Genomic DNA, 22,636 nt, shown 5'->3' on the forward strand with positions numbered 1-22,636 from the left:
CCTCCAGGCGGCCCCCGTCGGCGCCAGCCCAAGCTGGCACACGGGTTGCTTATTCATTCAGACCGGCCACGCATGGCCGGACAACGGCCGCGCCCAAGCCGGCCGTCAGCATCTGCAACGGAGGAGCCATGAAGGACAGATCATCCCGTCCCGCCGCCTATGACGAAATGCGCGACAGCGCCGGCGGCATACGCTCCCACTACCAGGCCTTCGAGCGCTGGCACCAGGAGCAATCGGCCGAAGCCATGGCGGCGCGGCGCCTGGAGGCCGACCTGAGTTTCCGGCGGGTCGGCATCACTTTTTCGGTGGCGGGCGACGCCGCCGGCACCGAGCGCCTGATCCCGTTCGACATGATCCCGCGCATCATTCCCGCCGACGAATGGCGCCGCCTGGAGGCCGGCCTGAAACAGCGCGTGCGGGCGCTCAACATGTTCATCCACGACATCTATCACGGCCATGAGATCGTGCGCGCCGGCGTGGTGCCGGCCGAGCAGGTGTTCCTGAACGCCCAGTACCGCCCCGAAATGCAGGACGTGGACGTGGCCGAGGACATCTACTGCCACATCGCCGGGGTCGACATCGTGCGCGCCGGCGCCGGCGAGTTCTACGTGCTGGAGGACAACCTGCGGGTGCCGTCCGGTGTGTCGTACATGCTGGAGAACCGCAAGATGTCGATGCGGCTGATGCCCGACGCGTTCAGCCGCATCAAGGTCGAACCGGTGGCGCACTACCCCGACCTGCTGCTGGACAACCTGCGCGAAGTGGCGCCGCACGGCGGCGATGATCCCACGGTGGTGGTGCTGACGCCCGGCATGTACAACTCGGCCTATTTCGAGCACGCCTTCCTGGCGCAGCAGATGGGCGTGGAACTGGTGGAGGGCCAGGATCTTTTTGTCGAGCAGAACACGGTCTACATGCGCACCACGCAGGGGCCGCGCAAGGTGGACGTGATCTACCGCCGGCTGGATGACGACTTCCTGGATCCGTTGTCGTTCCGCGCCGACTCGGCGCTGGGCGTGCCGGGGCTGCTGTCGGTGTACCGCGCCGGCCGCGTGACGCTGGCCAATGCGATCGGCACCGGCATCGCCGACGACAAGTCCACCTATCTCTACGTGCCCGACATGATCCGCTTTTATCTGGGCGAGGAGCCGATCCTGTCGAACGTGCCGACCTGGCGCTGCGGCCGTCCCGACGAGCTGTCGCACGTGCTGGCCAACATGCACGACCTGGTGGTCAAGGAAGTGCATGGCGCTGGCGGCTACGGCATGCTGGTGGGTCCGTCCGCCTCGCGCGCCGAGGTCGAGTCGTTCAAGGATCGGGTGCGCGCCAACCCCGCCAACTACATCGCGCAGCCCACGCTGGCCCTGTCCACGGTGCCGACCTACGTTGAATCCGGCGTGGCGCCGCGCCACGTCGACCTGCGCCCCTACGTGCTGTGCGGCAAGGACATCCGCACCGTGCCGGGCGGCCTGTGCCGCGTGGCGCTGACCGAAGGCTCGCTGGTGGTCAACAGCAGCCAGGGCGGCGGCACCAAGGACACCTGGGTTCTGGAGGAATAACGATGCTGAGCCGAACCGCCGACAACCTGTTCTGGATGTGCCGCTACACCGAGCGCGCCGAGAACACCGCCCGCATGCTGGACGTGAACCTGCAGATGTCGCTGCTGCCGCAGGACGCGCAGACCCGCGAAGGCTCGTGGAACGCCGTGCTGCGCATCTCCGAATTGCACCGCCTCTATCACGCCAAGCACGCCGCGATATCGCCGCAGGACGTGCTGCAGTACATGGTGCGCGACGCCGAGAACCCCTCGTCCATCTACAGCTGCATGCGCGCCGCGCGGGAAAACGCCCGCGCGGTGCGCGGCAGCCTCACCACCGAAGTCTGGGAGACCTACAACACCACCTGGCTGGAACTGCTCAAGCACCTGCACACCGGCCTGCTGGAACGCAACCCGGGCGAGTTCTTCGAGTGGGTCAAGTTCCGCTCGCACCTGGCGCGCGGCGTCACCATCGGCACCATGCTCGAAGACGAGGCGCTGTACTTCCTGCGCATCGGCATGCACCTGGAACGGGCGGACAACACCGCGCGGATGCTGGATGTGAAGTTCCACGAGCGCGACGGCGACGGCGCGCAGCAACAGCAACAGGAAGGCCGCGGCGAAGGCAGCCCTTCGGGCGCGCTGCAAAGCGAGTTCTACCGCTGGTCGGCGCTGCTCAGCTCGGTGTCCGGGCTGGAGATCTATCGCAAGGTGTACCGCGACGTCATCACGCCGGACCGCGTGGCCGAGCTGCTGATCCTGCATCCCGACATGCCGCGCTCGCTGCTGGCGGCCATGCGGGCGGTATCCGAGGATCTGGCCCGTGTGTCCAACCAGCGCTCGACCGAAACCCAGCGACGCGCCGGCATGCTCTGCGCCGAACTGCAATTCGGCCGCGTCGAGGACATCCTGCGCAGCGGCCTGCACCAGTACCTGGAGCACTTCCTGGACCGCATCAACGACCTGGGCAACCGGATCAGCCAGGACTTCCTGGTGCCGTTGTCGGCATGACAAGGAGACAGGCATGAAACAGATCATCACGCACGTCACGCACTACCGCTATACGGCGCCCGTCACCTACAGCATTCAGACCCTGCGGCTGACGCCGCGCGACGACGAACACCAGCGCGTGCTGCGCTGGCACATCGAGGCGCCCGGCGCGCTCGAGCAGCAGGTGGACGCCTACGGCAACATCACCCACACGCTGACGTTGAACCGCCCGCACACCGAGATCGAGCTGCGCGTGGTCGGGCAGGTATTGGTCGGCTCGCTGACGCAGGGCGCGCTGGGCGGCGAGGACAGCCGCCTGCCGGTGCACGCCTATTGCGTGCAGACGCCGCTGACGCAGGCTGATGACACCATCCTCGCCTTCGCCCACGCCGTGCTGCCCGACGGCCTGAACACGCCCGCCGACGTGCTGACACTGGCCACCGCGATCCACGACCGGGTCGCCTACGAGCCCGGCACCACTGACGTCACCACCGCCGCCGGCCAGGTGCTGGCGCTGGGCCATGGCGTCTGCCAGGACCATGCCCACCTGTTCCTGGCCTGCGTGCGCGGCCTGGGCGTGCCGGCCCGCTACGTCAGCGGCTACCTGTACACCACGGCCCAGCACGCCGCCAGCCATGCCTGGGCCGACGTCTGGCTGGCAGGCGCCGGCTGGACCAGCGTGGACGTGACCAACCGCCAGTTCGCCTCCGATTGCCACTGCCGCCTGGCGGTGGGGCGCGACTACGACTCGGCCTCGCCGGTGCGCGGCGTGCGCAGCGGCGGCGGCGAGGAATCCATGGAGGTCAACGTGCAGGTCCAGACCGCGGCCCAGCAATAACCCCGTCCGGCCACGCCGCAATACAATGCGGTGTGGCTTTTCCCTTTTTTCGATCATGACCTACTGCGTAGCCGCCCGCTTAGACGCCGGCCTGGTTTTCCTGTCCGATTCCCGCACCAATGCCGGGGTCGACCAGATCAGCGTATTCCGCAAGATGACCGTCTTCGAGCGTCCCGGCGAACGCATGATGGTGCTGATGACCTCCGGCAACCTGGCCGTCAGCCAGGCGGTGCTGAACGCGCTGGCGCGACAGCACGACGAGGGCGGCGAAACCGTCTGGAACGCGCCCGACATGTTCGAGGCCACCCGCCGCGTCGGCGCGGCGGTGCGCGCGGTCTACCACCGCGAGGCCGCGGCCCTGCACGAACAGGGCGTGGACTTCAACGTCAGCCTGATCTTCGGCGGCCAGATCGGCAGCGAGCGCTGCCGCCTGTTCCAAGTGTATTCGGCCGGCAACTTCATCGAGGCCGGCTCGGAATGCCCGTACTTCCAGATCGGCGAGGCCAAGTACGGCAAGCCCATCCTGGACCGCGTGCTGCGTCCCGACACCTCGCTGGACGAGGCCGCCAAGTGCGCGCTGATCTCCATGGATTCGACGCTGCGCTCGAACATCTCGGTAGGCCTGCCGCTGGACCTGCTGGTCTACGACGCCGACGCGCTGCGCGTCACCCATTTCGCCAGCATCGACGAACACAACGAATATTTCCGCATGATCCGCGGCACCTGGGGCGAGCGCCTGCGCCAGGTGTTCGCCGAGATCCCCGATCCGCTCTGGACCCGTCCGGAAGACCCCGGCTCGCTGGTGCCCGCCAGCCGCATCCACCAGCCGCTGCGCGCCGAACCGGTGGACATGACGCCGCCGGCCTATCCGACGCCGCAGGTGCTGGCGCAAGACCCGGGGAAGGACCAGCCAAACTAGGGTCTGGCAACGCATTGTCATACCCTTGAGGATGAGTCCTGCTTTTTCGAGAAGCCATGCCTGCAATCGAAGTTTTCCGCCATGATGCTTGCGGGCGCTCTCGAGCCGACTTACACTGATACCAACGCATGTGAATTCTCACATGCCCACCTTCCGAAGCCCGCACGCAAACCATTGCTGCGGGCTTTCGTGTTTCTGCGGACGAGGGCCTTGGACATCTCCCCCAAGGACTCGGAACGTGCATTACGTTGTCTATCTCGATGAATTCGGCCATGTCGGCCCTTTCCTTTCCCGCGACCACGCGCAATACAAGACAAGCCCGGTTTTCGGTTTCGGCGGCTTTCTGTTGCCGGTCGACGCCGTACGCGAATTCGCCATCTACTTCTACAGACTCAAATGCCATTTGCTGAGCTTTGAACTGGAGCGGCAAGATCAGCCCGCTTATCGCTGGGAAAAAAAGGGCGCCCAGCTCTACACCGTCAAGAACGTGCTCACATACAAGGCGTTGCGGGTGTCGACGGGGCGACTACTGAACCAGATTCGCAAGGTGGGAGGCTATGTCATTTATGCCGGGGAATGTAAATCGGCCGATGCGGGCGCGCATCGAGCCGCGGATCTCTTCCAGCGTCAACTGCTGCGCCTGATCCGGATCGCAGACCAATTCTGCAGAGCTCGAAACGCCACCTTCCTGTTGATGCTGGATGAACAGCAAGCCGGCAATGACTGGCGTGAGCGCAACATGGAAGCATGCACCCAGGCCATGTTCGAGGACGCAAGCGAGAAATGCAGAGCGTTGATCGAGCCGCCTATTCAAGGTGAGAGCTATTTGTTCCAGACACTGCAGTGCGCGGACTGGATCTGCGGCTTGGTCGGCCGATTGTGCGCCTACCAAAGCGCACCGGATCAATACGGAGACTGGGCGATTTTTCACCGGTATTTTGACGGCCGGATACGCGATGCCACGTTTCCCGCCTGCGGCCTGAGCCACCCCGGCGGGACGACATGGCGCGGCTGACACTGTCTCACCGTACAAACCCGGCTTTCCGCTTCCCTAAGCCGGGCTTGTAAAACCGCAAATTCTCATCTTCCGGCTGGCGCGCCACACTGGCGCCAGCCCGCCATGCATCGTCTTGCGGGTCGCCATAACACCACAAGGACGAGACATGACCCCATATTTCCCGCGCGCCCTGCGGCGCCTGGCCGTGCCGTTGCTGGCGCTGGGCTGCCAGGCCGGCGGCCCAGCCATGGCCCAGAGCAACTATCCCAACCATCCCATTTCCCTGGTCGTGCCGTTCGCGGCGGGTGGTCCCACCGACGTAGTGGCCCGCAGCCTGGGCGCCGCCATGTCCAAGACGCTGGGTCAGAGCATCGTGGTCGAGAATCGTCCGGGTGCGGGCGGCACGCTGGCGGCTACGCACGTGGCGCGGGCAGCGCCGGACGGCTATACCTTCCTGATCCACCACAACGGCATGGCCACGGCGCCCGCGTTGTATCGCAAGCTGCCGTTCAACCCGCTCACCGACTTCGCCTACGTCGGCCAGGTGGCCGACGTCCCCATGACGCTGCTGGGCCGCAAGGATCTGCCGCCGGGCGACATGGTCGAATTCATCAAGTACGCGCGTGCCAACGGCAACAAGATCAACCTGGCCAACGCCGGCCTGGGCGCGGTCTCGCAGTTGTGCGGCATGCTGCTGCAGGAAGCGCTGGGCACGCAGTTCACCACCATTCCGTATGCCGGCACCGCGCCCGCGCTGACGGCGTTGCTGGGCGGCCAGGTGGATGTGCTGTGCGACCAGACCACGCAGACCATTCCGCACATCAAGGCGCAGCGGGTGAAGCTGTACGGGGTCACCACGCTCGACCGCATCAGAACGCTGCCGGACTCGCCGACCCTGCAGGAAAGTGGCGTGAAGGGCTTCGAGGTCAAGGTCTGGCACGGCGTCTATGCGCCCAAGGGCACGCCACCGGAAGTGGTGGCAAAGTTCAACGAGTCGCTGCGCGCGGCGCTGAAGGACCCCGCCTTCACGCAGAAGATGGCCGAACTGGGCGCGGAAATCGTGCCCGAGGCCAAGCAGACGCCGGCCGGCCTGCAAAGCTGGCTGAAGTCGGAAGTGGACAAGTGGGGGCCGATCATCCGCAAGGCGGGCGTGTACGCGGACTGAAGCACCGGGCTCGCCCCGGACGTGCGCCTGCCGCCACCGCCCTGCCGACAGGTGGCGGCGGCAAGAGGCGCATGCCGGCAGCCCCGCGACGTGGCTGTGACACGTCGAAAAAAAGGCCGGCAATGATTTGCCGGCCTTTCCGTTGCCGCCTGACGAGCAGCCTGGCTGCTACACGCTCAGTTCCTTCCACACCGCCAGCGGCGCTTCGGCATGGTTGAGGGTGTAGAAGTGCAGGCCGGGCGCGCCGTTGTCCAGCAGGTTCTGGCACAGTTCGGTGACCACGTCCACGCCGAAGGCGCGGATCGAGGCCTTGTCGTCGCCGAGCTCGGCCAGGCGCAGGCGGATCCAGCGCGGCACTTCGGCGCCGCACATTTCCGAGAAGCGCAGCAGCTGGGTGTGGTTGGTGATGGGCATGATGCCCGGCACGATCGGCACCCGCACACCCTTGGCCTGGGCCCGGTCGACGAAGTCGAAGTAGGCGTCGGCGTTGAAGAAGTACTGGGTGATGGCGGCACTGGCGCCCGCCTTGACCTTGGCCACGAAGTGATCCAGATCCGCCGACGGATTGGCGGCCTGCGGGTGCATTTCGGGATAGGCCGCCACTTCGATGTGGAACCAATCGCCCGTTTCCTCGCGGATGAACGACACCAGTTCGTTGGCGTAGCGCAGTTCGCCGGCGTCGCCGCCCATGCCCGAGGGCAGGTCGCCGCGCAGGGCGACCACGCGCCGCACGCCTTCGTTCTTGTAGGCCTGCAGGATGTCCCGCAGGTCCTGGCGCGAGGCGCCGACGCACGACAGGTGCGGCGCCGCATCGCAGCCCAGGTTACGCAGCGTGCGCACCGCGTCGGCCGTGCCGGCGCGGGTGGAGCCGCCGGCGCCGAACGTCACGCTGACGTACTTGGGCTGGATCGCCAGCATCTGCTTGGCCGCGCGGACCAGCCGCTCCTGGCCGGCCAGGTCACGAGGCGGAAAGAATTCCAGGCTGAACGCCGGAGAAGTCGAGTCGGACATATCGGATCAGTTATCCATAGCGCCACGCGCATCGCATGAAACAGGTGCCACCCCCTCGGGGTGCCGCGGAGCCGGCTTTGCCGGCCCGCTGGCACGCCCCCTTGAGGGGAGCGCGTGGCGCTCGGGGGTGGGGATTCAGGGGATCAGTTTGGTAAGCAGGCCCGAGATGATGCTGTACAGGATCGCACCGCCCACGGCCCACCAGAACCCGTTGACCTGGAAGCCCTTCAGCACGGAGCCGACGAACCAGAACAACAAGGCGTTGATGACGATGAGGAAGAGACCGAGCGTGACGATCGTGATGGGCAGTGTCAGCAGCACCAGCACCGGCTTGACCAGCATGTTGACCAGACCCAGCACCAGCGCGGCAATGAGCGCCGAACCGAAGCTGGCCACGGTGATGCCGGGCAGCAGGTAGGCAACGGCCAACAGGGCCACCGCGTTCAGGATCCAGACGAGTATCAATGCCATTGTTCGACCTCCTGTATTGACGCTCCGCGGCCCCGTCGTCGCCAGGCGAGACGGGCGAGCCCCGCGGACCGGAAAGCCCGCGCCGACATGGCGCGGCACTTCCCTATTTTGCTACAAGCATCAGTAGCGGTAGTGATTCGGCTTGTAAGGACCTTCGACCGGCACGCTGATGTAGTCGGCCTGGTCCTTGCGCAGCGTGGTCAGGTTCACGCCCAGCTTCTTCAGGTGCAGGCGCGCGACCTTCTCGTCCAGGTGCTTGGGCAGCACGTAGACTTCGCCCGACTTGTAGGCTTCGTTGCGCGTGAACAGCTCGATCTGGGCGATAGTCTGGTTGGCGAACGACGACGACATCACGAACGAGGGGTGGCCGGTGGCGCAGCCCAGGTTCACCAGGCGGCCTTGGGCCAGCAGGATGATGCGCTTGCCGTCCGGGAAGATGACGTGGTCGACTTGCGGCTTGATCTCTTCCCACTTGCAGTCGGCCAGGCTGGCGACGTCGATTTCGTTGTCGAAGTGGCCGATGTTGCAGACGATCGCCTGGTCCTTCATGGCGTTCATGTGCTCACGCGTGATGACGTGGTAGTTGCCGGTGGCGGTGACGAAGATGTCGCCATGGGCGGCGGCTTCTTCCATGGTCACGACCTTGAAGCCTTCCATGGCGGCCTGCAGGGCGCAGATCGGGTCGATTTCGGTGACCCACACCTGGGCGCGCAGGGCGACCAGCGCCTGGGCGCAACCCTTGCCCACGTCGCCATAGCCGGCGACCACGGCGATCTTGCCGGCGACCATCACGTCGGTGGCGCGCTTGATGCCGTCGACCAGCGATTCGCGGCAGCCGTACAGGTTGTCGAACTTGGACTTGGTGACCGAGTCGTTGACGTTGATGGCCGCGAAGGCCAGCTCGCCCTTCTGCGACATCTGGTACAGGCGGTGCACGCCGGTGGTGGTTTCCTCGGTCACGCCCTTGATCAGGGCCAGGCGCGTCGAGTACCACTTCGGATCACGCTCGAGCGTTTTCTTGATGGCGGCGAACAGCACGCGCTCTTCTTCGCTGCCGGGGTTGGCCAGCACCGAGATGTCCTTCTCGGCCTTGGTGCCCAGGTGCAGCATCAACGTGGCGTCGCCGCCGTCGTCGAGGATCATGTTGGCGTTCTGGCCATTGGGCCATTCGAAGATCTTGTGGGTGTACTGCCAGTACTCTTCCAGCGTTTCGCCCTTGACGGCGAAGACCGGCGTGCCCGACGCGGCGATGGCGGCGGCGGCGTGGTCCTGGGTGGAGAAGATGTTGCACGAGGCCCAGCGCACTTCGGCGCCCAGCGCCACCAGCGTTTCGATCAGAACGCCGGTCTGGATGGTCATGTGCAGGCTGCCGGCGATGCGGGCGCCCTTGAGCGGCTGCTTGGCGGCGAACTCTTCGCGGATGGCCATCAGGCCGGGCATTTCGGTTTCGGCGATGGCCAGCTCGCGACGGCCCCAGCCTGCCAGCGACAGGTCGGCGACGATGTAGTCGGAGAAGGATTTATCGGTGACAGCGTTCATGGTGTGTAGGCTCCACGTGAATGACGAACGGCGCACGATACGGCCGGACAACGCGAAACCACCACGACAATCGAGTGCTCGCCTTTTCCGCCGTACGCGACAAAGGTGAGCGCCGTTGCTGTAACGCCGTGCAAGGCACGGCGCTTGAACAAGGATTCCTGAGCCTGGCGAACCGGGTTCCGCGGGCCATGGGACATGGCGGGAACCGCAAGGTCGTCGCAACGCTCCTCAGGATTGACGGGCATTGTACCGGTTTGGCCCGGGCAGTGGAAAGCCCGGCATGCAATGTCGGATCGGCGGCGGTCAGCCTGCCGGGGCCAAGGGCCCGGCCAGCTCCGCGCCGGGGGTCAGCGGCACCAGCGATGCCAGCAGATCCGTGGCCACGGCGTCCCAGCTGCGCGTCAGGGCGTGCTCGCGCACGGCGTGCCGGTCCAGCGGCAAGGCGGCGCGGCAGGCATGGGCCAGGTCGTCATCCAGGAAACCGGTGACGCCTTGCGTCACCACCGCCAGCGGCGCTTCGCTGCGGAACGCCGCCACCGGCGTGCCGCAGGCCATGGCCTCCAGCATCACCAGGCCGAACGTGTCCGTCAGGCTGGGAAACACGAAGACATCCGCCGCGCCGTAGAACGCCGGCAGGGCCTCGTCGTTCTGCATGCCCAGGAACACCGCCTGGGGAAAGCGCTTTTTCAGACGCGCCTCGTCGGGGCCCGCGCCCACCACCACCTTGCTGCCGGGCAGGTCCAGCGCCAGGAAAGCGTCCAGGTTCTTCTCGCGCGCCACGCGGCCGACCGACAGGAAGACGGGCCGCGGCAGGTCCTGGAACGCCTGGCCGGGGGTGGGCTGGAATTTGCGGGGATCGACACCGCGCGACCAGATGCGCAGATTGGCGAAGCCGCGCCGCACCAGGATGTCGCGCACCGTCGGCGTGGGCACCAGCACGCATTGCGACGGCCGGTGAAACCAGCGCAGGAAGCGCCACGGCAGCGCGGCCGGAATGCCCATGCGCGCCTGCAGGTAGTCGGGGAACATCGTGTGGAACGAAGTGGTGAAGCGCCAGCCGCGCGACAGCGCCATGCGGCGCGCCGCCAGGCCCAGCGGGCCTTCGGTGGCGATGTGGAGCGCGTCGGGCACGGTATCGCCCAGGATGCGGCGCAGTTGCCGTCCCGGCTGCAGGCACAGCCGCAGGTCCGGCTCGGACGGAGCCGGCACGGTGCGGCTGCCCTGGGGATTCACCACGATCAGTTCGTGGCCCCATTCGGTGAGGATCTGCTGCATGGTCGTCCAGGTGCGGACGACGCCATTGACTTGCGGATGCCAGGCATCCGTAACCAGGACGATGCGCATGATGGGGCCGGAAGTGGGCAATAGCGCGATTTAGCCCGCGCCATGTGACACCCTCAAGACCGCGCCCGGCGCGGCCGGCCTAGTTGTTGCGGCGGGGATACCCTTGCGCCTTGATGCGGGTCCAGACCTCGCGCTTTTCCTCTTCCGTCATGAAGACCCAGTTGGCCACTTCCATGGCCGTGCGGCCGCAGCCCCGGCAGATATCGTCGAACAGCGTGGAACAAACGGCAACGCAGGGGGAATCCGAGGTGCGGAAGGCACGCTGCGCGTCCTCGGGCTCGGGCAACTCGGTCAGATCGGCAAAAGACGGATTCATGGCCGAAAGGTTAACACCAGCGGTGCGTCCCTTTTTGGATAGCCCTATCGCCCGCCGTGGCTTGATTGACAACGCGGGAAGGGGTCAATCCGGGCCGCATTTGCCCCTACTTCCGCTCCCAGCCGAAGAAGGCGGATACCTCGCGCAGCAACGCGTCCGGGGTTTCTTCGGCCAGATAGTGGGCGCCGGGCAACGGCCCGCCGTCGACCTCGTCGGCCACCGCCCGCCACAACCCCAGCACGTCGAAATTGCGCCCGACCGCGCCGCGCTCGCCCCACAGCACGCGCAGCGGCATGCGCAGGCGCTCGCCGGCCGCGCGGCCCTGGCGGTCATGCTCCAGGTCCAGCGTGGCGGAGGCGCGGTAGTCTTCGCAGATACCGGTGGCCCAGCCCGGCAGGCGCGCCGTGCGCTCGTACTCGGCCATCGCCTCGTCGGAAAAATGCGCCAGCCCGCCGGGGCGGCCGCCCATCACCGAACGCAGGTAGAACACCGGATCGCGCTCGATCATGGTCTCGGGCATGGGCGCGGGCTGGATCAGCCAGAACCAGTGATAGTAGGCCTGGGCGAAGGCGCGGGTGGTGTTTTCGTACATGTCCAGCGTCGGCGCGATATCCAGCAGCATCATGCGTCCGACCGCCTCCGCGTGGTCCAGGCCCAGCCGGTGCGCCACGCGGGCGCCGCGGTCGTGGGCCAGGATGTCGAAGCGCTCGTGCCCCAGGGCGCGCATCAGCGCCACCATGTCGGCCGCCATGACGCGCTTGGAATGCGCGGCGTGGTCCGGCGTGGCCGCGGGCTTGTCGCTGTCGCCATAGCCGCGCAGGTCGGCGGCCACGCAGGTGTGGCGGCGCGTCAGTTCGGGCCAGACGCGGTGCCAGATGGCGTGGGTCTGCGGATGGCCGTGCAACAGCAGCAAGGGCGGTCCCGAGCCATCGACGCGGGCGGCGATGTGGATGCCATTGACCTCGCGGCGGCGCACGGGCAGATTGAAGAATGCGGTCATTGCGGTCTGTGCCTCTCAGTCTGTGGCGTTCATTGGCCGAGCCGGTCGCGCACGCGGCGCGCCACGTCTTTCATCCAGGGATGCCGGGCCCAGTGGCCGGCCTCGAAGTGTTCCACATCCGCCAATTGCTGTAACGAGGCACCCACCATGTCCTGCCCCTGCGAAAACATGCGGCGGTGCCGCGCCGGCAGGTCGAAATGCCCGCTCCAGCCGTCCGCGGCCCGCACCGTGCCCGCCAGCGCATCGATCTCGACGCGGTTGCCGGCGGGATCGGACACCCGCGCCAGCAGCGCGTCAACGTCGGCCGGCGGCAGGCTCACCAGCAGCAGGCCGTTGTTGAGCGCGTTGAAGTAGAAAATCTCGCCGAAGCTGGCGGCCACGACCGCGCGGATGCCGTACTGCATGAGGCCCCAGACCGCGTGCTCGCGGCTGGAGCCGCAACCGAAATTGGGCCCTGCCACCAGCACCGCGGCGCCGGCGTAGGCGGGCTGGTTCAGCACGCAGTCCGGACGCGGCGCACCGTCGGCGTCAAAGCGCAGGTCATAGAGCAGGCCACGATCCAGCCCGGCCTTGTCGATGATGCGCAGGAACTGCTTGGGCATGATCTGGTCGGTGTCCAGATTGGAATACGGCAGGGGCGCGGCGACGCCGCTGATGATCTGGTTCATTGCGGGTTCTCCAGGTCGCGCACGTCGACGATGCGGCCGGCCAGGGCGGCGGCGGCGGCCATGGCGGGGCTCATCAGATGGGTGCGTCCGGCGCGGCCCTGGCGGCCTTCGAAGTTACGGTTGGTGGTGGACGCGCAGCGCTCGCCCGGCCGCAGCACGTCGTCGTTCATGGCCAGGCACATCGAACAGCCCGGCTGGCGCCATTCGAAACCGGCGTCGACCAGCGTCGCGGCGATGCCTTCGGCCTCGGCCTGGGCGCGCACCGCGCCCGAGCCGGGCACCACCATCGCGCGCACGCCGCCGGCCACCTTGCGCCCGCGCACGACATCGGCCACCACGCGCAGGTCCTCGATGCGGCCGTTGGTGCACGAGCCGATGAAGACCCGGTCGATGGGCACGCCGGCGATCGGCGCGCCCGGTTGCAAGCCGATGTATTCCACGGCCTTTTCCAGCGCCAGGCGCGCCAGCGCGTCCGGCTCGGACTGGGGATCGGGGACCGTGCCGGTGATCGGCATGGCCTGGTCGGGGCTGGTGCCCCAGGTCACGAAGGGCGCGATTTTCCTGGCGTCGAAGACATGTTCGGCGTCGAACACCGCATCGGCGTCCGAGCGCAGGGTCGCCCAATAGGCGCGCGCCTGCGCCAGTTCCGCGGCGTCCAGGTGCCGGGCACGGGCGGCGACATAGGCGTCGGTGGTGGCGTCGGGCGCGATCAGCGCGGCGCGGGCGCCGGCTTCCACCGTCATGTTGCACAGGGTCATGCGGGCCTCTGCCGACAGGCCATCGATGGCGCTGCCGCAGTATTCCACCGCGTGGCCGCGCGCGCCCTGCGCGCCGATGCGATGCACCACGTAGATCACCAAATCCTTGGCCGACACGCCGGCGGGCAGATGACCGTCGACGCGGATGCGCATGTTGCGCGCGACCCGGTACACCAGGGTCTGGGTAGCAAGGATATGTTCGACTTCCGAGGTGCCGATGCCAAAGCCCAGCGCCCCCAGCGCGCCGTAGGTGGTGGTGTGGCTGTCGCCGCACAGCACCACCATGCCCGGCAGGATCATGCCGTGCTCGGGCGCGATCACGTGCTCGATGCCCTGCAGCGGGTCGGTGGTGTCGAACAGCGCGATGCGCTGCTCGTCGCAATTGCGCTTGAGATTGCGGGCCTGGCGCGACGAGGCATCGTCGGGAATCACGCGCAGCGCGGCCGGCACCGGATGGGTGGGAATGATGTGATCCACCACCGCCATCTGCTGCCCGGGCCGCAAGACGCCGCGACCACGAGCGGCCAGGCCGCTGAAGGCCTGCGGACTGGTGTACTCGTTCATGATGTGCAGGTCGACGTACAGCAGGATGTGCTCGTCGTCGATGCGGGCCACCTCATGGCTGGCCACCAGCTTGTCGTATAGCGTCATGCCGGGCATGTCGGTGCTTCCTTGCAAAAAAACGCGCCCGCGCGGGGCGCGATGAAACCTGTGTCGCCGCTCAGTTGGCCTCGATGCCGGCGTCCTTGACGATGCCGGCCCAGCGCGTGATCTCGCCCTTGACCATGGCATCGGTCTCGGCGGGTGTGGAGACCAGCGGATCGAAGCCCTCGCGGCGCATGCGTTCGGACAGCTCGGGCGATTGCAGCGCCTGCGCCAGCCTGGCGTTGAGCGTGTCCACCACCGCCTGCGGCGTGCCGGCGGGCGCGCTGATCACGAACCAGGTGGTGAAGGCGTAGCCGGGCAGGCCGGACTCGGCGATGGTGGGCACGTCCGGCAGCAGCGGCGAACGCGTGGTGCCGGTGACGCCCAGCGCCTTGAGCTTCTTGCCGTCGACCTGCGGCTTGGCCGCAGACAGCACGGGGAAGCTCATCTGCACCTGGCCGCTGATGGTGTCCACCATGGCCGGACCGCCGCCCTTGTAGGGCACGTGCAGGATCTGCGTGCCGGACACCGACTTGAACAGTTCGGCGGCCATGTGGAAGGTGCTGCCGGTGCCGGCCGAACCGAAGCTCAGCTCATTGGCGGGACGCGCGCGGATGTAGTCGAGCAGTTCCTTGACATTGTTCACCGGCAGCGACGGCGATACCGTCAGCACGTGCTGCGAAGTTCCAACCGTGCCGACCGAGCGCAGATCGCGGGCGGTGTCGAACGGCATGGAACGGAACAACGCCGGGTTGATCGCCAGCGACATGGTGTTGATGGCCAGCGTGTAGCCGTTCGGCTCGGCGCGGGCCACCGCGGCCATGCCGATATTGCCGGACGCGCCGGCGCGGTTCTCGACGATCACGCTCTGGCCCAGGGCCTTGCCCCAGGCGTCGGAAATCAGGCGGGCGGCGATATCGACGCTGCCGCCGGGCGCGAACGGCACGATCAAGGTGACCGGACGCTGCGGGAAGGCGTCGGCGGCAGTGGCTGGCGTCATCCAACAGGACGCCGCGGCGGCCAACGCGCACACCGTGCGCAACAGATGGGGGGGTTTCATGGGTCGGGTCTCCTCATGGGTGGCCGCGTCAGGCGGCTCTGCTATCGGTCAAGCCAGTGTATAAGCCCATTCCATTCTTATAATTGGCGAAATAAATAAATCTTTATTAAATATGATTTATAAATAAAGCCATGGATGCACTCTCCGATCTCGCCTTCTTCTCGCTACTGGTCAAGCACGGCAACCTGTCGGCGGCCGCGCGCGAACTGGGTCTGACGCCGCCCGCCGTCAGCACGCGGCTGGCCAAGCTTGAGCAGCGCCTGGGCGTGCGGCTGCTCAATCGCAGCACGCGACGCGTCAGCGTCACGCAGGAGGGTGAGCTGTACCTGGCCGAGGGCAGCCGTATCCTGGCCGATCTGCAGGCACTGGAACGATCCGTGTCCAGCAGCCGCGCCCAGCCGCAGGGCTTGCTGCGCCTGAACGCCACCTTCGGTTTCGGCCGTGCCCACGTGGCGCCCGCCATCTCCGATTTTGCGCGGCAATACCCTGAAGTCGAAGTGCAGCTGCGCCTGACCGACAGGCCCCTGAACCTGATCGAAGAAGGCTTCGATGCCGCGGTGCGCTTCGGCGACCTGCCCGACGCCCGCCTGACCGCGCGCAAGATCGCCTCCAACCGGCGCCTGCTGTGCGCGTCGCCGCGCTACCTGGAAACCTTTGGCGAGCCGCGCACACCCGGAGAGTTGCAGCGCCACCGCTGCATCGTGGTGCGCGAGAACGACGTCGCCTACGGCACCTGGCGGCTCGAATCCGGCTCGCGCACGGAAACCGTGAAGGTGCGCGGCCCCGTCAGTTCGAATGACGGCCAGAGCGCGCTGGAATGGGCGCTGGACGGCCACGGCATCGTCATGCGTTCGGAATGGGAGACCGCCGCGCTGCTGCGCGCCGGCCGCCTGCGCCAGGTGCTGACCGACTGGGCGACGCCGCCGGCGGACATCCACGTGCTGTACCCGGAGCGGCTCAACCTGCCGGCCAAGACATTGGCCTTCGTCGATTTCCTGGCGCAACGCTTCGCCCGCCACCTGCGCGCGCCGGGTTCGCAGGCCGCCGTGTGGTGACGAACGTCCCGCGCGCTGTCAGATCTCGTCGATGGCGGTGCTGGCCGGCATGTCGCCGATGGCATAGCGGTCGCGCGTGGTGACGTAGAAGCTGGCGCCAAAGCGGCCCACCGGAAAATAATCCTGCAGCCGCACGCGCCAGGTGTCCGTGTCGATCAGCCCATCGCGCGCATGCAGCCAGCGCACCTGGCCGATGAAGATCTGGCGGCTGGCGGTCTCCAGGGTCTCGAACAGGGTGCATTCGAACGCCACCGGCGCCTGCACGATGCGCGGCGGCGCCACCCGCTGGCTGGGCGCGGCGTCCAGGCCGGCGTGCGCCAGCTCGCTGACGTCGGCCGGCAGGCGATCGCCGCAGCGGTGCATCTTCTCGGCCATGGCCTCGTCGGTCAGGTGCACCACGAATTCGCGGTCGCGCGCGATGTTGCGAGCGGTGTCCTTCAGGTTGCCGTCCTCAAGCCGGTTGATGCTGACCATGACGATGGGCGGATCCTCGCCCAGCATGTTGAACATGCTGAAGGGCGCGGCATTGACCACGCCGGTTTCGGACAGCGTGGTGATCAGCGCGATCGGCCGTGGCACGATCAGGCTGGCCATCAGCTTGTAGCGCTGGTATTCGGTGATTGAATCGAAGTCGATGTCCATGTCAGGCCATTCCCAGCATCTGGGCCAGGGTTTGTGCGGGCTGCGGGCGCTCCAGGCTGATGCGCCGCTCCAGGTCCGCGAGATGGTTGTCGTTGATCTTGACCGCCTCGGCCACCTGCCCCTGTTCCATCAGGTCGACGATCTGCACGTGTTCGCCATGCTCGCAGGCGGCGTTGCCGGGCGGTTCATACAGCGCCACGATCAGCGAGCAGCGCGACACCAGTTCGGCCAGGTAGCCGTGCAGGATGGCGTTGCCCGACAGTTCGCCCAGGCGCACATGGAAGGCGCTGGCCTGGCGCGCCCAGGCAGGCTGGCCGGCGCGGTGCAGCAAGGCATGCTCGTCGCGCAACTGCTTGCGCAGCGAGGCGTAGTCGGCCTTGGTGGCGCGCGCGGCCGCCAGCGGCAACAGGGCCGCTTCCAGCGCGCGCCGCGCCTCGAAGATCTGGCGCGTGTCCTCGGGGGTGGGTTCGGCCACCACCGCGCCGCGGTTGTGGTGCAGGTCGACCACATGCTCGTGGGCAAGGCGCTGCAACGCCTTGCGCGCGACCGAGCGCGAAACGCCGAAGATGTCGCACAGCGCCGCCTCGGGCAGCTTGGTGCCGGGCGTCAGCCGCTGGCTCATGACACTTTCATAGACCGCCTCGCAAATGCGGCGCTCCATGTCGGCATCGGGGGCCGTGTCCTCCAGGTGTTCGGACACGGCGGCGGCGGCCCGGCGAGAAGGCGTCGCCCTGGGACGGGATTTGGCGGGATCGCGGGTAGGCATGGCGGACTCGGTGGCAACGAAGGCAAAGGGTCGATCAACGGGAAGACAGTCCGGTCGCCGGTGGCAGCCCATCGACGTGCGCGCAGATCTGGCCCGGCGTGGCGAACCAGATCTCGCCCCGGTCGCGCGCGGCCGCCAACGGGGCCAGCGCCCGGCGCAGGTGCCGCAGGCGGTAGGGCTGCCCCACGATATACGGATGCAGCGCGATGCCCATCACCAGGGGCTGGCGCTGCGCCTGGAGCCGCATTTCCTCGAACTGGTCGAGAATCATATCGGCAAAATCGCGCGCATCCATCTTGCGGCCCATGATCATGGGGATGTCGTTCAGCTCCTGCGGGTAGGGAATCGCCCACAGATCGCCGGCACGCGTGCGCATGCGCGTGGGCTGGTCGTCGTGGCACCAGTTCAAGGTGTAGCGGTAGCCGGTCTCGGCGAGCAGGTCCGGGGTGGCGCGGCTTTCCGAAATCCACGGCGACAGCCAGCCGGCCGGGGCGCTGCCGGCGTGGCGGCCGATGCGGTCGCGGCAGTGTTCCAGCAACGCCCGTTCCTCCGTTTCGCCCAGCCCCCCCTGGCGATGCGCGTTGCTGTAGCCGTGGCCGATCAGCTCGTCGCCGCGCGCCAGGCAGGCATCGACCAGTTCCGGACAATGGTCATACAGCGCGGTGTTGATCAGGGCGCCGACCGGCAGACCCAAGGCGTCGAACAGTTCCAGGCAGCGCCAGGCGCCCACCCGGTTGCCGTACTCGCGCCAGGCGTAATTGAGCACATCGGGATGCGGCGAGGCTGGCCCCAACTCGGCGCCCAGCCCCTCGCCGAAGGCGAAATGCTCGATGTTGAACCCCAGGTAGACGGCCAGCCGCGCGCCGTTGGGCCAGGCGTAGTCCGCGCGGCCGGTGATGGGCTGGTAGGCGAAACGGTCGTGGCCGGCCAGCGGCGCGGGGGACCAGGGCGCGGCAGGCCCCGCATTAGTGCCTTGAAGCAGGGATGGATTCATTTTGGTGCAAATCCTGATGCATGATTGTGAACAAAAACCCTGTCTTTTTGAAAACAAAAACAGGATCCAACGTCGACAAACCACCGTTTTCCCCCTGGGACACGCCACCGCGGCGCGGGTGGCATGGATCTTGCATTGGGAACGGCAGCAGCACCTCTCCCATGCAAGATCCATTCCACTTTCCAGGAGTGCCCCGATGCGCCCGACCCGCCGTTCCTTCATGCTCCGCGCCACTGCCGCCGCCCTGTTCGCGGCCGGCTTGGTCGCGCAACCCGCGCTGGCCGCCGACCCCATCAAGATTGGCCTGATCACCGCCCTGTCGGGTGAATCGGCGCGTGCCGGCGAAGCCTTGACCCGCGGCATGACCGTCGCCATCGACGAGATCAACGCCAAGGGCGGCCTGCTGGGCGGGCGCCAGGTGGTGCTGGTGCGACGCGACGACGAAGGCAACCCCGCCAAGGGCATGGCCGCGGCGCGCGAGCTGATCTACAAGGAAAAGGTTGCCGTGCTGTTCGGCGGCCTGGATACCCCGGTGTCGATGGCGATCGTGCCCATCGTCAACCAGGAGAAGGTGCCATTCATGGGGCCCTGGGCCGCCGGCACCGCGATCACGCACAACAAGGGCAACCCCAACTTCGTGTTCCGCGTCTCGGCGATGGACGAGATCGTCGACAGCGCCATGGTGCAGTACGCCCGCAAGACGTTCCAGAGCGCCAAGCCGGGCATGATTCTGGTGAACAACCCCTGGGGCGAATCGAACGAAAAGGGGCTGGACGCCGCGCTCGCCGCCGCCAAGATCACGCCGGCCGGCGTCGAGAAATTCCAGCCCGCCGACCTCGACGTCACGCCGCAGCTGAGCCGCCTGAAAGCGGCCGGCGCCGACACGCTGTTCCTGGTGGGCAACGTCGGGCCCTCGGCGCAGGTGGTGAAGTCGCTGGACCGCATGGGCTGGAAGGTGCCGGTGGTGTCGCACTGGGGCCCGGCCGGCGGCCGCTTCACCGAGCTGGCCGGCCCCAACGCCAAGAACGTGCACTTCGTGCAGACCTACAGCTTCTTCGGCAAGCAGGGCCCGGTGGGCGAGAAAGTGATGCAGGCGCTCAAGGCCAAGTATTCCGACATCAAGGGCCCGCAGGACATCACCCCGGCCGTGGGCGTGGCCAATGCCTATGACGGCATGCAACTGGCGGCGCTGGCGATCGCGCAGGCCGGTTCCACCGACGGCGACGCCGTGCGCCAGGGCTTCTACAAGATCGGCAAATACGAAGGCCTGATCAAGACCTACGAGCAGCCCTTCACGCCGGCCTCGCACGACGCCTTGCGCGAAGACGACTACGTGTGGACGCACTTCGTCGACAACCGCATCCTGCCCGTCAAGGGCGCGCAGTAAGCGCGAGGGGAGAGACGCATGCTGTGGATGTCCGCCATTGTCAGCGGCCTGGGCCTGGGTAGCATGTATGGGCTGATGGCCCTGGGCTTCTACCTGACCTACGCCGTATCCGGCACGGTCAACTTCGCGCAAGGCAGCTCCATGATGCTGGGCGCGGTGCTGATCTTTACCTTTGCGCAGACGCTGGGCTGGCCGCTGCTGGCCGCCTTGCCGCTGGCGCTGGCCCTGTGTGCGTTGTATGGCCTGGTGGTCGAGCGGCTGGCGGTCCGACCGTTCGCCAGCCGCGGCTCGAACGCCTGGCTCATGTCGACGGTGGCCTTGGGCATCGTGCTGGACAACCTGGTGATGTTCACCTTCGGCAAGGAGCCGCGCAGCCTGCCGTCTGCGCTGGCGCAAGCGCCGCTGGAAATCGGCGGCATGGGCTTGGGCGTGTATCCGCTGCAACTGCTGATCCCGCTGGTCGGACTGGCATTGGCTGCCGCCCTGCATGCGCTGTCGCGCCGCACACGCTGGGGAGTGGCGCTGCTTGCGGTGGTGCAGAACCCGAACGCGGCGCGCCTGATGGGCATTCCGGTGCGGCGCGCCATCATGGTCGCCTTTGCCGTCTCGACCCTGTTCGCGGGCGTGGCCGGCGCGCTGGTCGCGCCGCTGTTCAACGTGCAGGCCGACATGGGCACCCTATTCGGACTGAAGGCCTTCGTGGTCGCCATCCTGGGCGGCATCACCAGCGCCTGGGGCGTCATGCTCGCCGGCCTGCTGTTCGGCGTGGCCGAAGGGTTGATCACCGTCGCCCTGGGTTCCGGCTATACCCAGATCATCAGCTTTGCGCTGGTCATCGCCATCCTGGCCATGCGGCCCAACGGATTGTTCGGCCGCGCGGCCGTGAGGAAAGTCTGATGGCCCGGCGATCTGCATTCTCTTGGCCGGCGCTGGCCGTCTATGCCGTGCTGGCGGTCGTCAGCCTGGCCCTGGCGGCCAGCGTCAACGGCTATTACGTTTTCGTGATCGGCAACGTGGCTTTGCTGGCGCTTGCCGGCATCGGCCTGAACGTGCTGCTGGGGCTGACCGGCCAGATGTCGTTCGGCCATGCCGCGTTCTACGCCATCGGGGCGTACACGGTGGCGATCCTCACCGGCCAGGCGGGCTGGAATTTCTGGCTGGCATGGCCCGTTGCCGCGGCGGTGGCGGGCGTGTTCGGGCTGCTGCTGGCGCTCCCGGCGCTGCGAGTCCAAGGGCCCTACCTGGCGATGATCACGATCGCCTTCGGCTTCATCGTGGAACACACCCTGGTCGAGGGCGGCGATCTCACAGGCGGCCAGAACGGGTTGATGGGCATCGCCCAGCCCGCGCTCGGCGCGCTGGGCGGAGACCGCGGAGTGGCGATGCTCGCGATCGTAACGGTGTTCGCCGCGCTGGCCGGTTATGCCCTGCTGGCGCGCGGCAGCTGGGGCGCGGCCATGCGCGCGGTCAAGGACAGTGAAACGGCCAGCGAATCCATCGGCATCAACCCGCTGGTGGTGAAGGCCGTGGCCTTCATGGTGTCGGCGGCCGTGGTCGGCCTGGCGGGAGGCCTGTATGCGCCGCAGGCCGGCATGATCACGCCGCACAACTTCAACTTCATGCAGTCGATCCTGTTCGTGCTGGCCGTCACCATCGGCGGCGCCGGTTCGCTGGCGGGGCCCCTGCTGGGCGCGGTGGTGGTCGGATTGCTGCCCGAACTGCTGTCGAGCCTGGAGGAATATCGCCTGTTGTTCTTCGGCGCCTTCCTGCTCGTGGTGCTGTGGGCGGCGCCCGAAGGCGCGGCGGGACTGCTGGCCCGCTGGCGGCGACGCGCCCTGACACCGCGTCTGGCCCCACGCCAGGGTGGCCTGGCCGCCAACGGCCGGGCCCGCCGCGCCCTGCGCGCCGACACGCTGACCATGACGTTCGGCGGCGTGCGCGCGGTGCAGGGCGTATCGTTTCATGTCGCGCCCGCCGCCATCACCGCGTTGATCGGCCCCAACGGCGCGGGCAAGTCCACCGTCATCAACATGCTCAGCGGCTATTACCAGCCCACCAGCGGCAACGTCGCGCTGGGCGCCGCGCCACTGGCCGGCCTGCCGGCCCACCGCGTGGCGCGCGAGGGCATCGCGCGCACCTATCAGACCTCGCAGCTGTTCGACACTTTGAGTGTCGAGGACAACGTCGCACTGGGCCTGTTGCGCGGCCGGCTGGGCGGCCTGCTGGCCGCGCGCCGTTATCTGTCGTCCGATGCGCGCGAGCGGGCCCGCGCCCTGCTGGCCTTTTGCGGATACGAAGGCGACCTGGACACGCCGGCCGCCGATCTTGCGCACGTGGATCGCAGGCTGGTGGAGATTGCCCGCGCGCTGGCCACCGACGCCGACGTCCTGTTGATGGACGAGCCCGCGGCGGGCCTGTCCCGCGAGGACAAGACACGACTGGCCGCCCTGCTGCGGCGCATTGCCGACGCCGGCGCCGGCGTGCTGCTGGTCGAGCACGACATGGCATTGGTGATGGGCGTCTCGGACCACGTT

At 67.3% G+C, this 22,636-nt stretch carries 22 protein-coding genes and 1 riboswitch; of the genes, 10 read left to right on the plus strand and 12 right to left on the minus strand.

Features of this window, described 5'->3' with window-relative positions; translation table 11 throughout:
- Nucleotides 1-128 precede the first annotated feature (128 nt).
- The 6 genes from DK459_RS09365 to DK459_RS09390 all read left to right on the plus strand — a co-directional run bounded on the left by DK459_RS09365 (nt 129) and on the right by DK459_RS09390 (nt 6,446).
- Complete coding sequence (locus DK459_RS09365) at nt 129-1,559, plus strand: circularly permuted type 2 ATP-grasp protein (protein ID WP_070541568.1); 1,431 nt, start codon at nt 129-131, stop codon at nt 1,557-1,559.
- Nucleotides 1,560-1,561: 2 nt separating this feature from the next.
- The gene (locus tag DK459_RS09370; protein ID WP_006389789.1) at nt 1,562-2,548 is read left to right on the plus strand and encodes an alpha-E domain-containing protein; all 987 of its coding nucleotides are present in this window, start codon (nt 1,562-1,564) and stop codon (nt 2,546-2,548) included.
- 13 nt (nt 2,549-2,561) lie between these two features.
- Entirely contained in the window at nt 2,562-3,365 is an 804-nt protein-coding gene (locus DK459_RS09375; RefSeq protein WP_024070704.1) for a transglutaminase family protein, read from the plus strand.
- A gap of 55 nt (nt 3,366-3,420) precedes the next feature.
- Nucleotides 3,421-4,284, plus strand: coding sequence for a proteasome-type protease (locus DK459_RS09380; protein ID WP_026382086.1), 864 nt, complete (start codon nt 3,421-3,423; stop codon nt 4,282-4,284).
- A 238-nt stretch (nt 4,285-4,522) separates the two neighbouring features.
- On the plus strand, nt 4,523-5,299 hold the full coding sequence (locus DK459_RS09385; protein ID WP_054485583.1) for a DUF3800 domain-containing protein: 777 nt from the start codon (nt 4,523-4,525) through the stop codon (nt 5,297-5,299).
- 148 nt (nt 5,300-5,447) lie between these two features.
- Nucleotides 5,448-6,446: a tripartite tricarboxylate transporter substrate-binding protein gene (locus DK459_RS09390; protein WP_110134655.1), complete on the plus strand. Its 999-nt coding sequence runs from the start codon at nt 5,448-5,450 to the stop codon at nt 6,444-6,446.
- Nucleotides 6,447-6,614: 168 nt separating this feature from the next.
- On the opposite strand, the gene metF is transcribed toward DK459_RS09390, so the two are convergent.
- From metF to DK459_RS09435, 9 genes are all read right to left on the minus strand, one after another.
- Nucleotides 6,615-7,457 (minus strand): methylenetetrahydrofolate reductase [NAD(P)H], encoded by an 843-nt coding sequence (gene metF / locus DK459_RS09395; protein WP_070541574.1) that lies wholly within the window; start codon nt 7,455-7,457, stop codon nt 6,615-6,617.
- Nucleotides 7,458-7,592: 135 nt separating this feature from the next.
- Nucleotides 7,593-7,928 (minus strand): phage holin family protein, encoded by a 336-nt coding sequence (locus DK459_RS09400; RefSeq protein WP_006389784.1) that lies wholly within the window; start codon nt 7,926-7,928, stop codon nt 7,593-7,595.
- Between the two features lie 120 nt (nt 7,929-8,048).
- Nucleotides 8,049-9,467, minus strand: coding sequence for an adenosylhomocysteinase (gene ahcY, locus DK459_RS09405; RefSeq protein ID WP_006389783.1), 1,419 nt, complete (start codon nt 9,465-9,467; stop codon nt 8,049-8,051).
- Between the two features lie 100 nt (nt 9,468-9,567).
- Nucleotides 9,568-9,703: riboswitch (S-adenosyl-L-homocysteine riboswitch) on the minus strand.
- 67 nt (nt 9,704-9,770) lie between these two features.
- Nucleotides 9,771-10,811, minus strand: a complete 1,041-nt coding sequence (locus tag DK459_RS09410) for a glycosyltransferase family 1 protein (RefSeq protein WP_006389782.1) — start codon at nt 10,809-10,811, stop codon at nt 9,771-9,773.
- Between the two features lie 79 nt (nt 10,812-10,890).
- Entirely contained in the window at nt 10,891-11,127 is a 237-nt protein-coding gene (locus DK459_RS09415; RefSeq protein ID WP_006389781.1) for a DUF1289 domain-containing protein, read from the minus strand.
- 106 nt (nt 11,128-11,233) lie between these two features.
- Nucleotides 11,234-12,127, minus strand: a complete 894-nt coding sequence (locus DK459_RS09420; RefSeq protein WP_006389780.1) for an alpha/beta fold hydrolase — start codon at nt 12,125-12,127, stop codon at nt 11,234-11,236.
- A 29-nt stretch (nt 12,128-12,156) separates the two neighbouring features.
- Complete coding sequence (leuD, locus tag DK459_RS09425; RefSeq protein WP_006389779.1) at nt 12,157-12,795, minus strand: 3-isopropylmalate dehydratase small subunit; 639 nt, start codon at nt 12,793-12,795, stop codon at nt 12,157-12,159.
- Entirely contained in the window at nt 12,792-14,213 is a 1,422-nt protein-coding gene (gene leuC / locus DK459_RS09430; RefSeq protein ID WP_110134656.1) for a 3-isopropylmalate dehydratase large subunit, read from the minus strand. Before leuC ends, leuD begins: the two co-directional genes overlap by 4 nt.
- A gap of 61 nt (nt 14,214-14,274) precedes the next feature.
- Nucleotides 14,275-15,258 carry a tripartite tricarboxylate transporter substrate binding protein gene (locus DK459_RS09435; protein WP_110134657.1) on the minus strand — a complete coding sequence of 328 codons (984 nt, stop codon included), beginning with the start codon at nt 15,256-15,258 and terminating at the stop codon, nt 14,275-14,277.
- Nucleotides 15,259-15,389: 131 nt separating this feature from the next.
- Here DK459_RS09435 and DK459_RS09440 point away from each other — a divergent pair, with 131 nt between their 5' ends.
- Nucleotides 15,390-16,313, plus strand: a complete 924-nt coding sequence (locus tag DK459_RS09440; RefSeq protein WP_006389776.1) for a LysR family transcriptional regulator — start codon at nt 15,390-15,392, stop codon at nt 16,311-16,313.
- 18 nt (nt 16,314-16,331) lie between these two features.
- Here DK459_RS09440 and DK459_RS09445 read toward each other — a convergent pair whose 3' ends face one another.
- From DK459_RS09445 to DK459_RS09455, 3 genes are read right to left on the minus strand one after another with little or no spacing between them, the layout of a single operon-like run.
- A complete protein-coding gene (locus tag DK459_RS09445; protein WP_020925921.1) occupies nt 16,332-16,955 on the minus strand; it encodes a flavin reductase family protein in 624 nt (207 codons plus the stop codon).
- A 1-nt stretch (nt 16,956) separates the two neighbouring features.
- Nucleotides 16,957-17,721, minus strand: coding sequence for a GntR family transcriptional regulator (locus DK459_RS09450; protein ID WP_006389774.1), 765 nt, complete (start codon nt 17,719-17,721; stop codon nt 16,957-16,959).
- Between the two features lie 34 nt (nt 17,722-17,755).
- Nucleotides 17,756-18,715, minus strand: a complete 960-nt coding sequence (locus DK459_RS09455) for a polysaccharide deacetylase family protein (RefSeq protein ID WP_054499584.1) — start codon at nt 18,713-18,715, stop codon at nt 17,756-17,758.
- Between the two features lie 196 nt (nt 18,716-18,911).
- On the opposite strand from DK459_RS09455, the gene DK459_RS09460 reads away from it, so the two are divergent.
- The 3 genes from DK459_RS09460 to DK459_RS09470 form a co-directional block, all read left to right on the plus strand.
- Nucleotides 18,912-20,102, plus strand: a complete 1,191-nt coding sequence (locus tag DK459_RS09460) for an ABC transporter substrate-binding protein (RefSeq protein ID WP_006389772.1) — start codon at nt 18,912-18,914, stop codon at nt 20,100-20,102.
- An 18-nt stretch (nt 20,103-20,120) separates the two neighbouring features.
- A complete protein-coding gene (locus tag DK459_RS09465) occupies nt 20,121-20,999 on the plus strand; it encodes a branched-chain amino acid ABC transporter permease (RefSeq protein ID WP_054499585.1) in 879 nt (292 codons plus the stop codon).
- Nucleotides 20,999-22,636, plus strand: a 1,638-nt coding sequence (locus DK459_RS09470; protein ID WP_110134681.1) for an ATP-binding cassette domain-containing protein, incomplete at its 3' end; no start/stop codon positions are given. The genes DK459_RS09465 and DK459_RS09470, both read left to right, overlap by 1 nt.

This window comes from Achromobacter sp. RW408 (assembly GCF_003184165.1).
GTDB classification, from domain to species: domain Bacteria; phylum Pseudomonadota; class Gammaproteobacteria; order Burkholderiales; family Burkholderiaceae_B; genus Achromobacter; species Achromobacter xylosoxidans.

Coding starts and splice junctions, on each gene's coding strand:
- DK459_RS09365 (WP_070541568.1), top strand. CDS start 129: ATGAAGGACAGATCATCCCGTCCCGCCGCCTATGACGAAATGCGCGAC.
- DK459_RS09370 (WP_006389789.1), top strand. CDS start 1,562: ATGCTGAGCCGAACCGCCGACAACCTGTTCTGGATGTGCCGCTACACC.
- DK459_RS09375 (WP_024070704.1), top strand. CDS start 2,562: ATGAAACAGATCATCACGCACGTCACGCACTACCGCTATACGGCGCCC.
- DK459_RS09380 (WP_026382086.1), top strand. CDS start 3,421: ATGACCTACTGCGTAGCCGCCCGCTTAGACGCCGGCCTGGTTTTCCTG.
- DK459_RS09390 (WP_110134655.1), top strand. CDS start 5,448: ATGACCCCATATTTCCCGCGCGCCCTGCGGCGCCTGGCCGTGCCGTTG.
- metF (WP_070541574.1), bottom strand. CDS start 7,457: ATGTCCGACTCGACTTCTCCGGCGTTCAGCCTGGAATTCTTTCCGCCT.
- DK459_RS09400 (WP_006389784.1), bottom strand. CDS start 7,928: ATGGCATTGATACTCGTCTGGATCCTGAACGCGGTGGCCCTGTTGGCC.
- ahcY (WP_006389783.1), bottom strand. CDS start 9,467: ATGAACGCTGTCACCGATAAATCCTTCTCCGACTACATCGTCGCCGAC.
- DK459_RS09410 (WP_006389782.1), bottom strand. CDS start 10,811: ATGCGCATCGTCCTGGTTACGGATGCCTGGCATCCGCAAGTCAATGGC.
- DK459_RS09415 (WP_006389781.1), bottom strand. CDS start 11,127: ATGAATCCGTCTTTTGCCGATCTGACCGAGTTGCCCGAGCCCGAGGAC.
- DK459_RS09420 (WP_006389780.1), bottom strand. CDS start 12,127: ATGACCGCATTCTTCAATCTGCCCGTGCGCCGCCGCGAGGTCAATGGC.
- leuD (WP_006389779.1), bottom strand. CDS start 12,795: ATGAACCAGATCATCAGCGGCGTCGCCGCGCCCCTGCCGTATTCCAAT.
- leuC (WP_110134656.1), bottom strand. CDS start 14,213: ATGCCCGGCATGACGCTATACGACAAGCTGGTGGCCAGCCATGAGGTG.
- DK459_RS09435 (WP_110134657.1), bottom strand. CDS start 15,258: ATGAAACCCCCCCATCTGTTGCGCACGGTGTGCGCGTTGGCCGCCGCG.
- DK459_RS09440 (WP_006389776.1), top strand. CDS start 15,390: ATGGATGCACTCTCCGATCTCGCCTTCTTCTCGCTACTGGTCAAGCAC.
- DK459_RS09445 (WP_020925921.1), bottom strand. CDS start 16,955: ATGGACATCGACTTCGATTCAATCACCGAATACCAGCGCTACAAGCTG.
- DK459_RS09450 (WP_006389774.1), bottom strand. CDS start 17,721: ATGCCTACCCGCGATCCCGCCAAATCCCGTCCCAGGGCGACGCCTTCT.
- DK459_RS09455 (WP_054499584.1), bottom strand. CDS start 18,715: ATGAATCCATCCCTGCTTCAAGGCACTAATGCGGGGCCTGCCGCGCCC.
- DK459_RS09460 (WP_006389772.1), top strand. CDS start 18,912: ATGCGCCCGACCCGCCGTTCCTTCATGCTCCGCGCCACTGCCGCCGCC.
- DK459_RS09465 (WP_054499585.1), top strand. CDS start 20,121: ATGCTGTGGATGTCCGCCATTGTCAGCGGCCTGGGCCTGGGTAGCATG.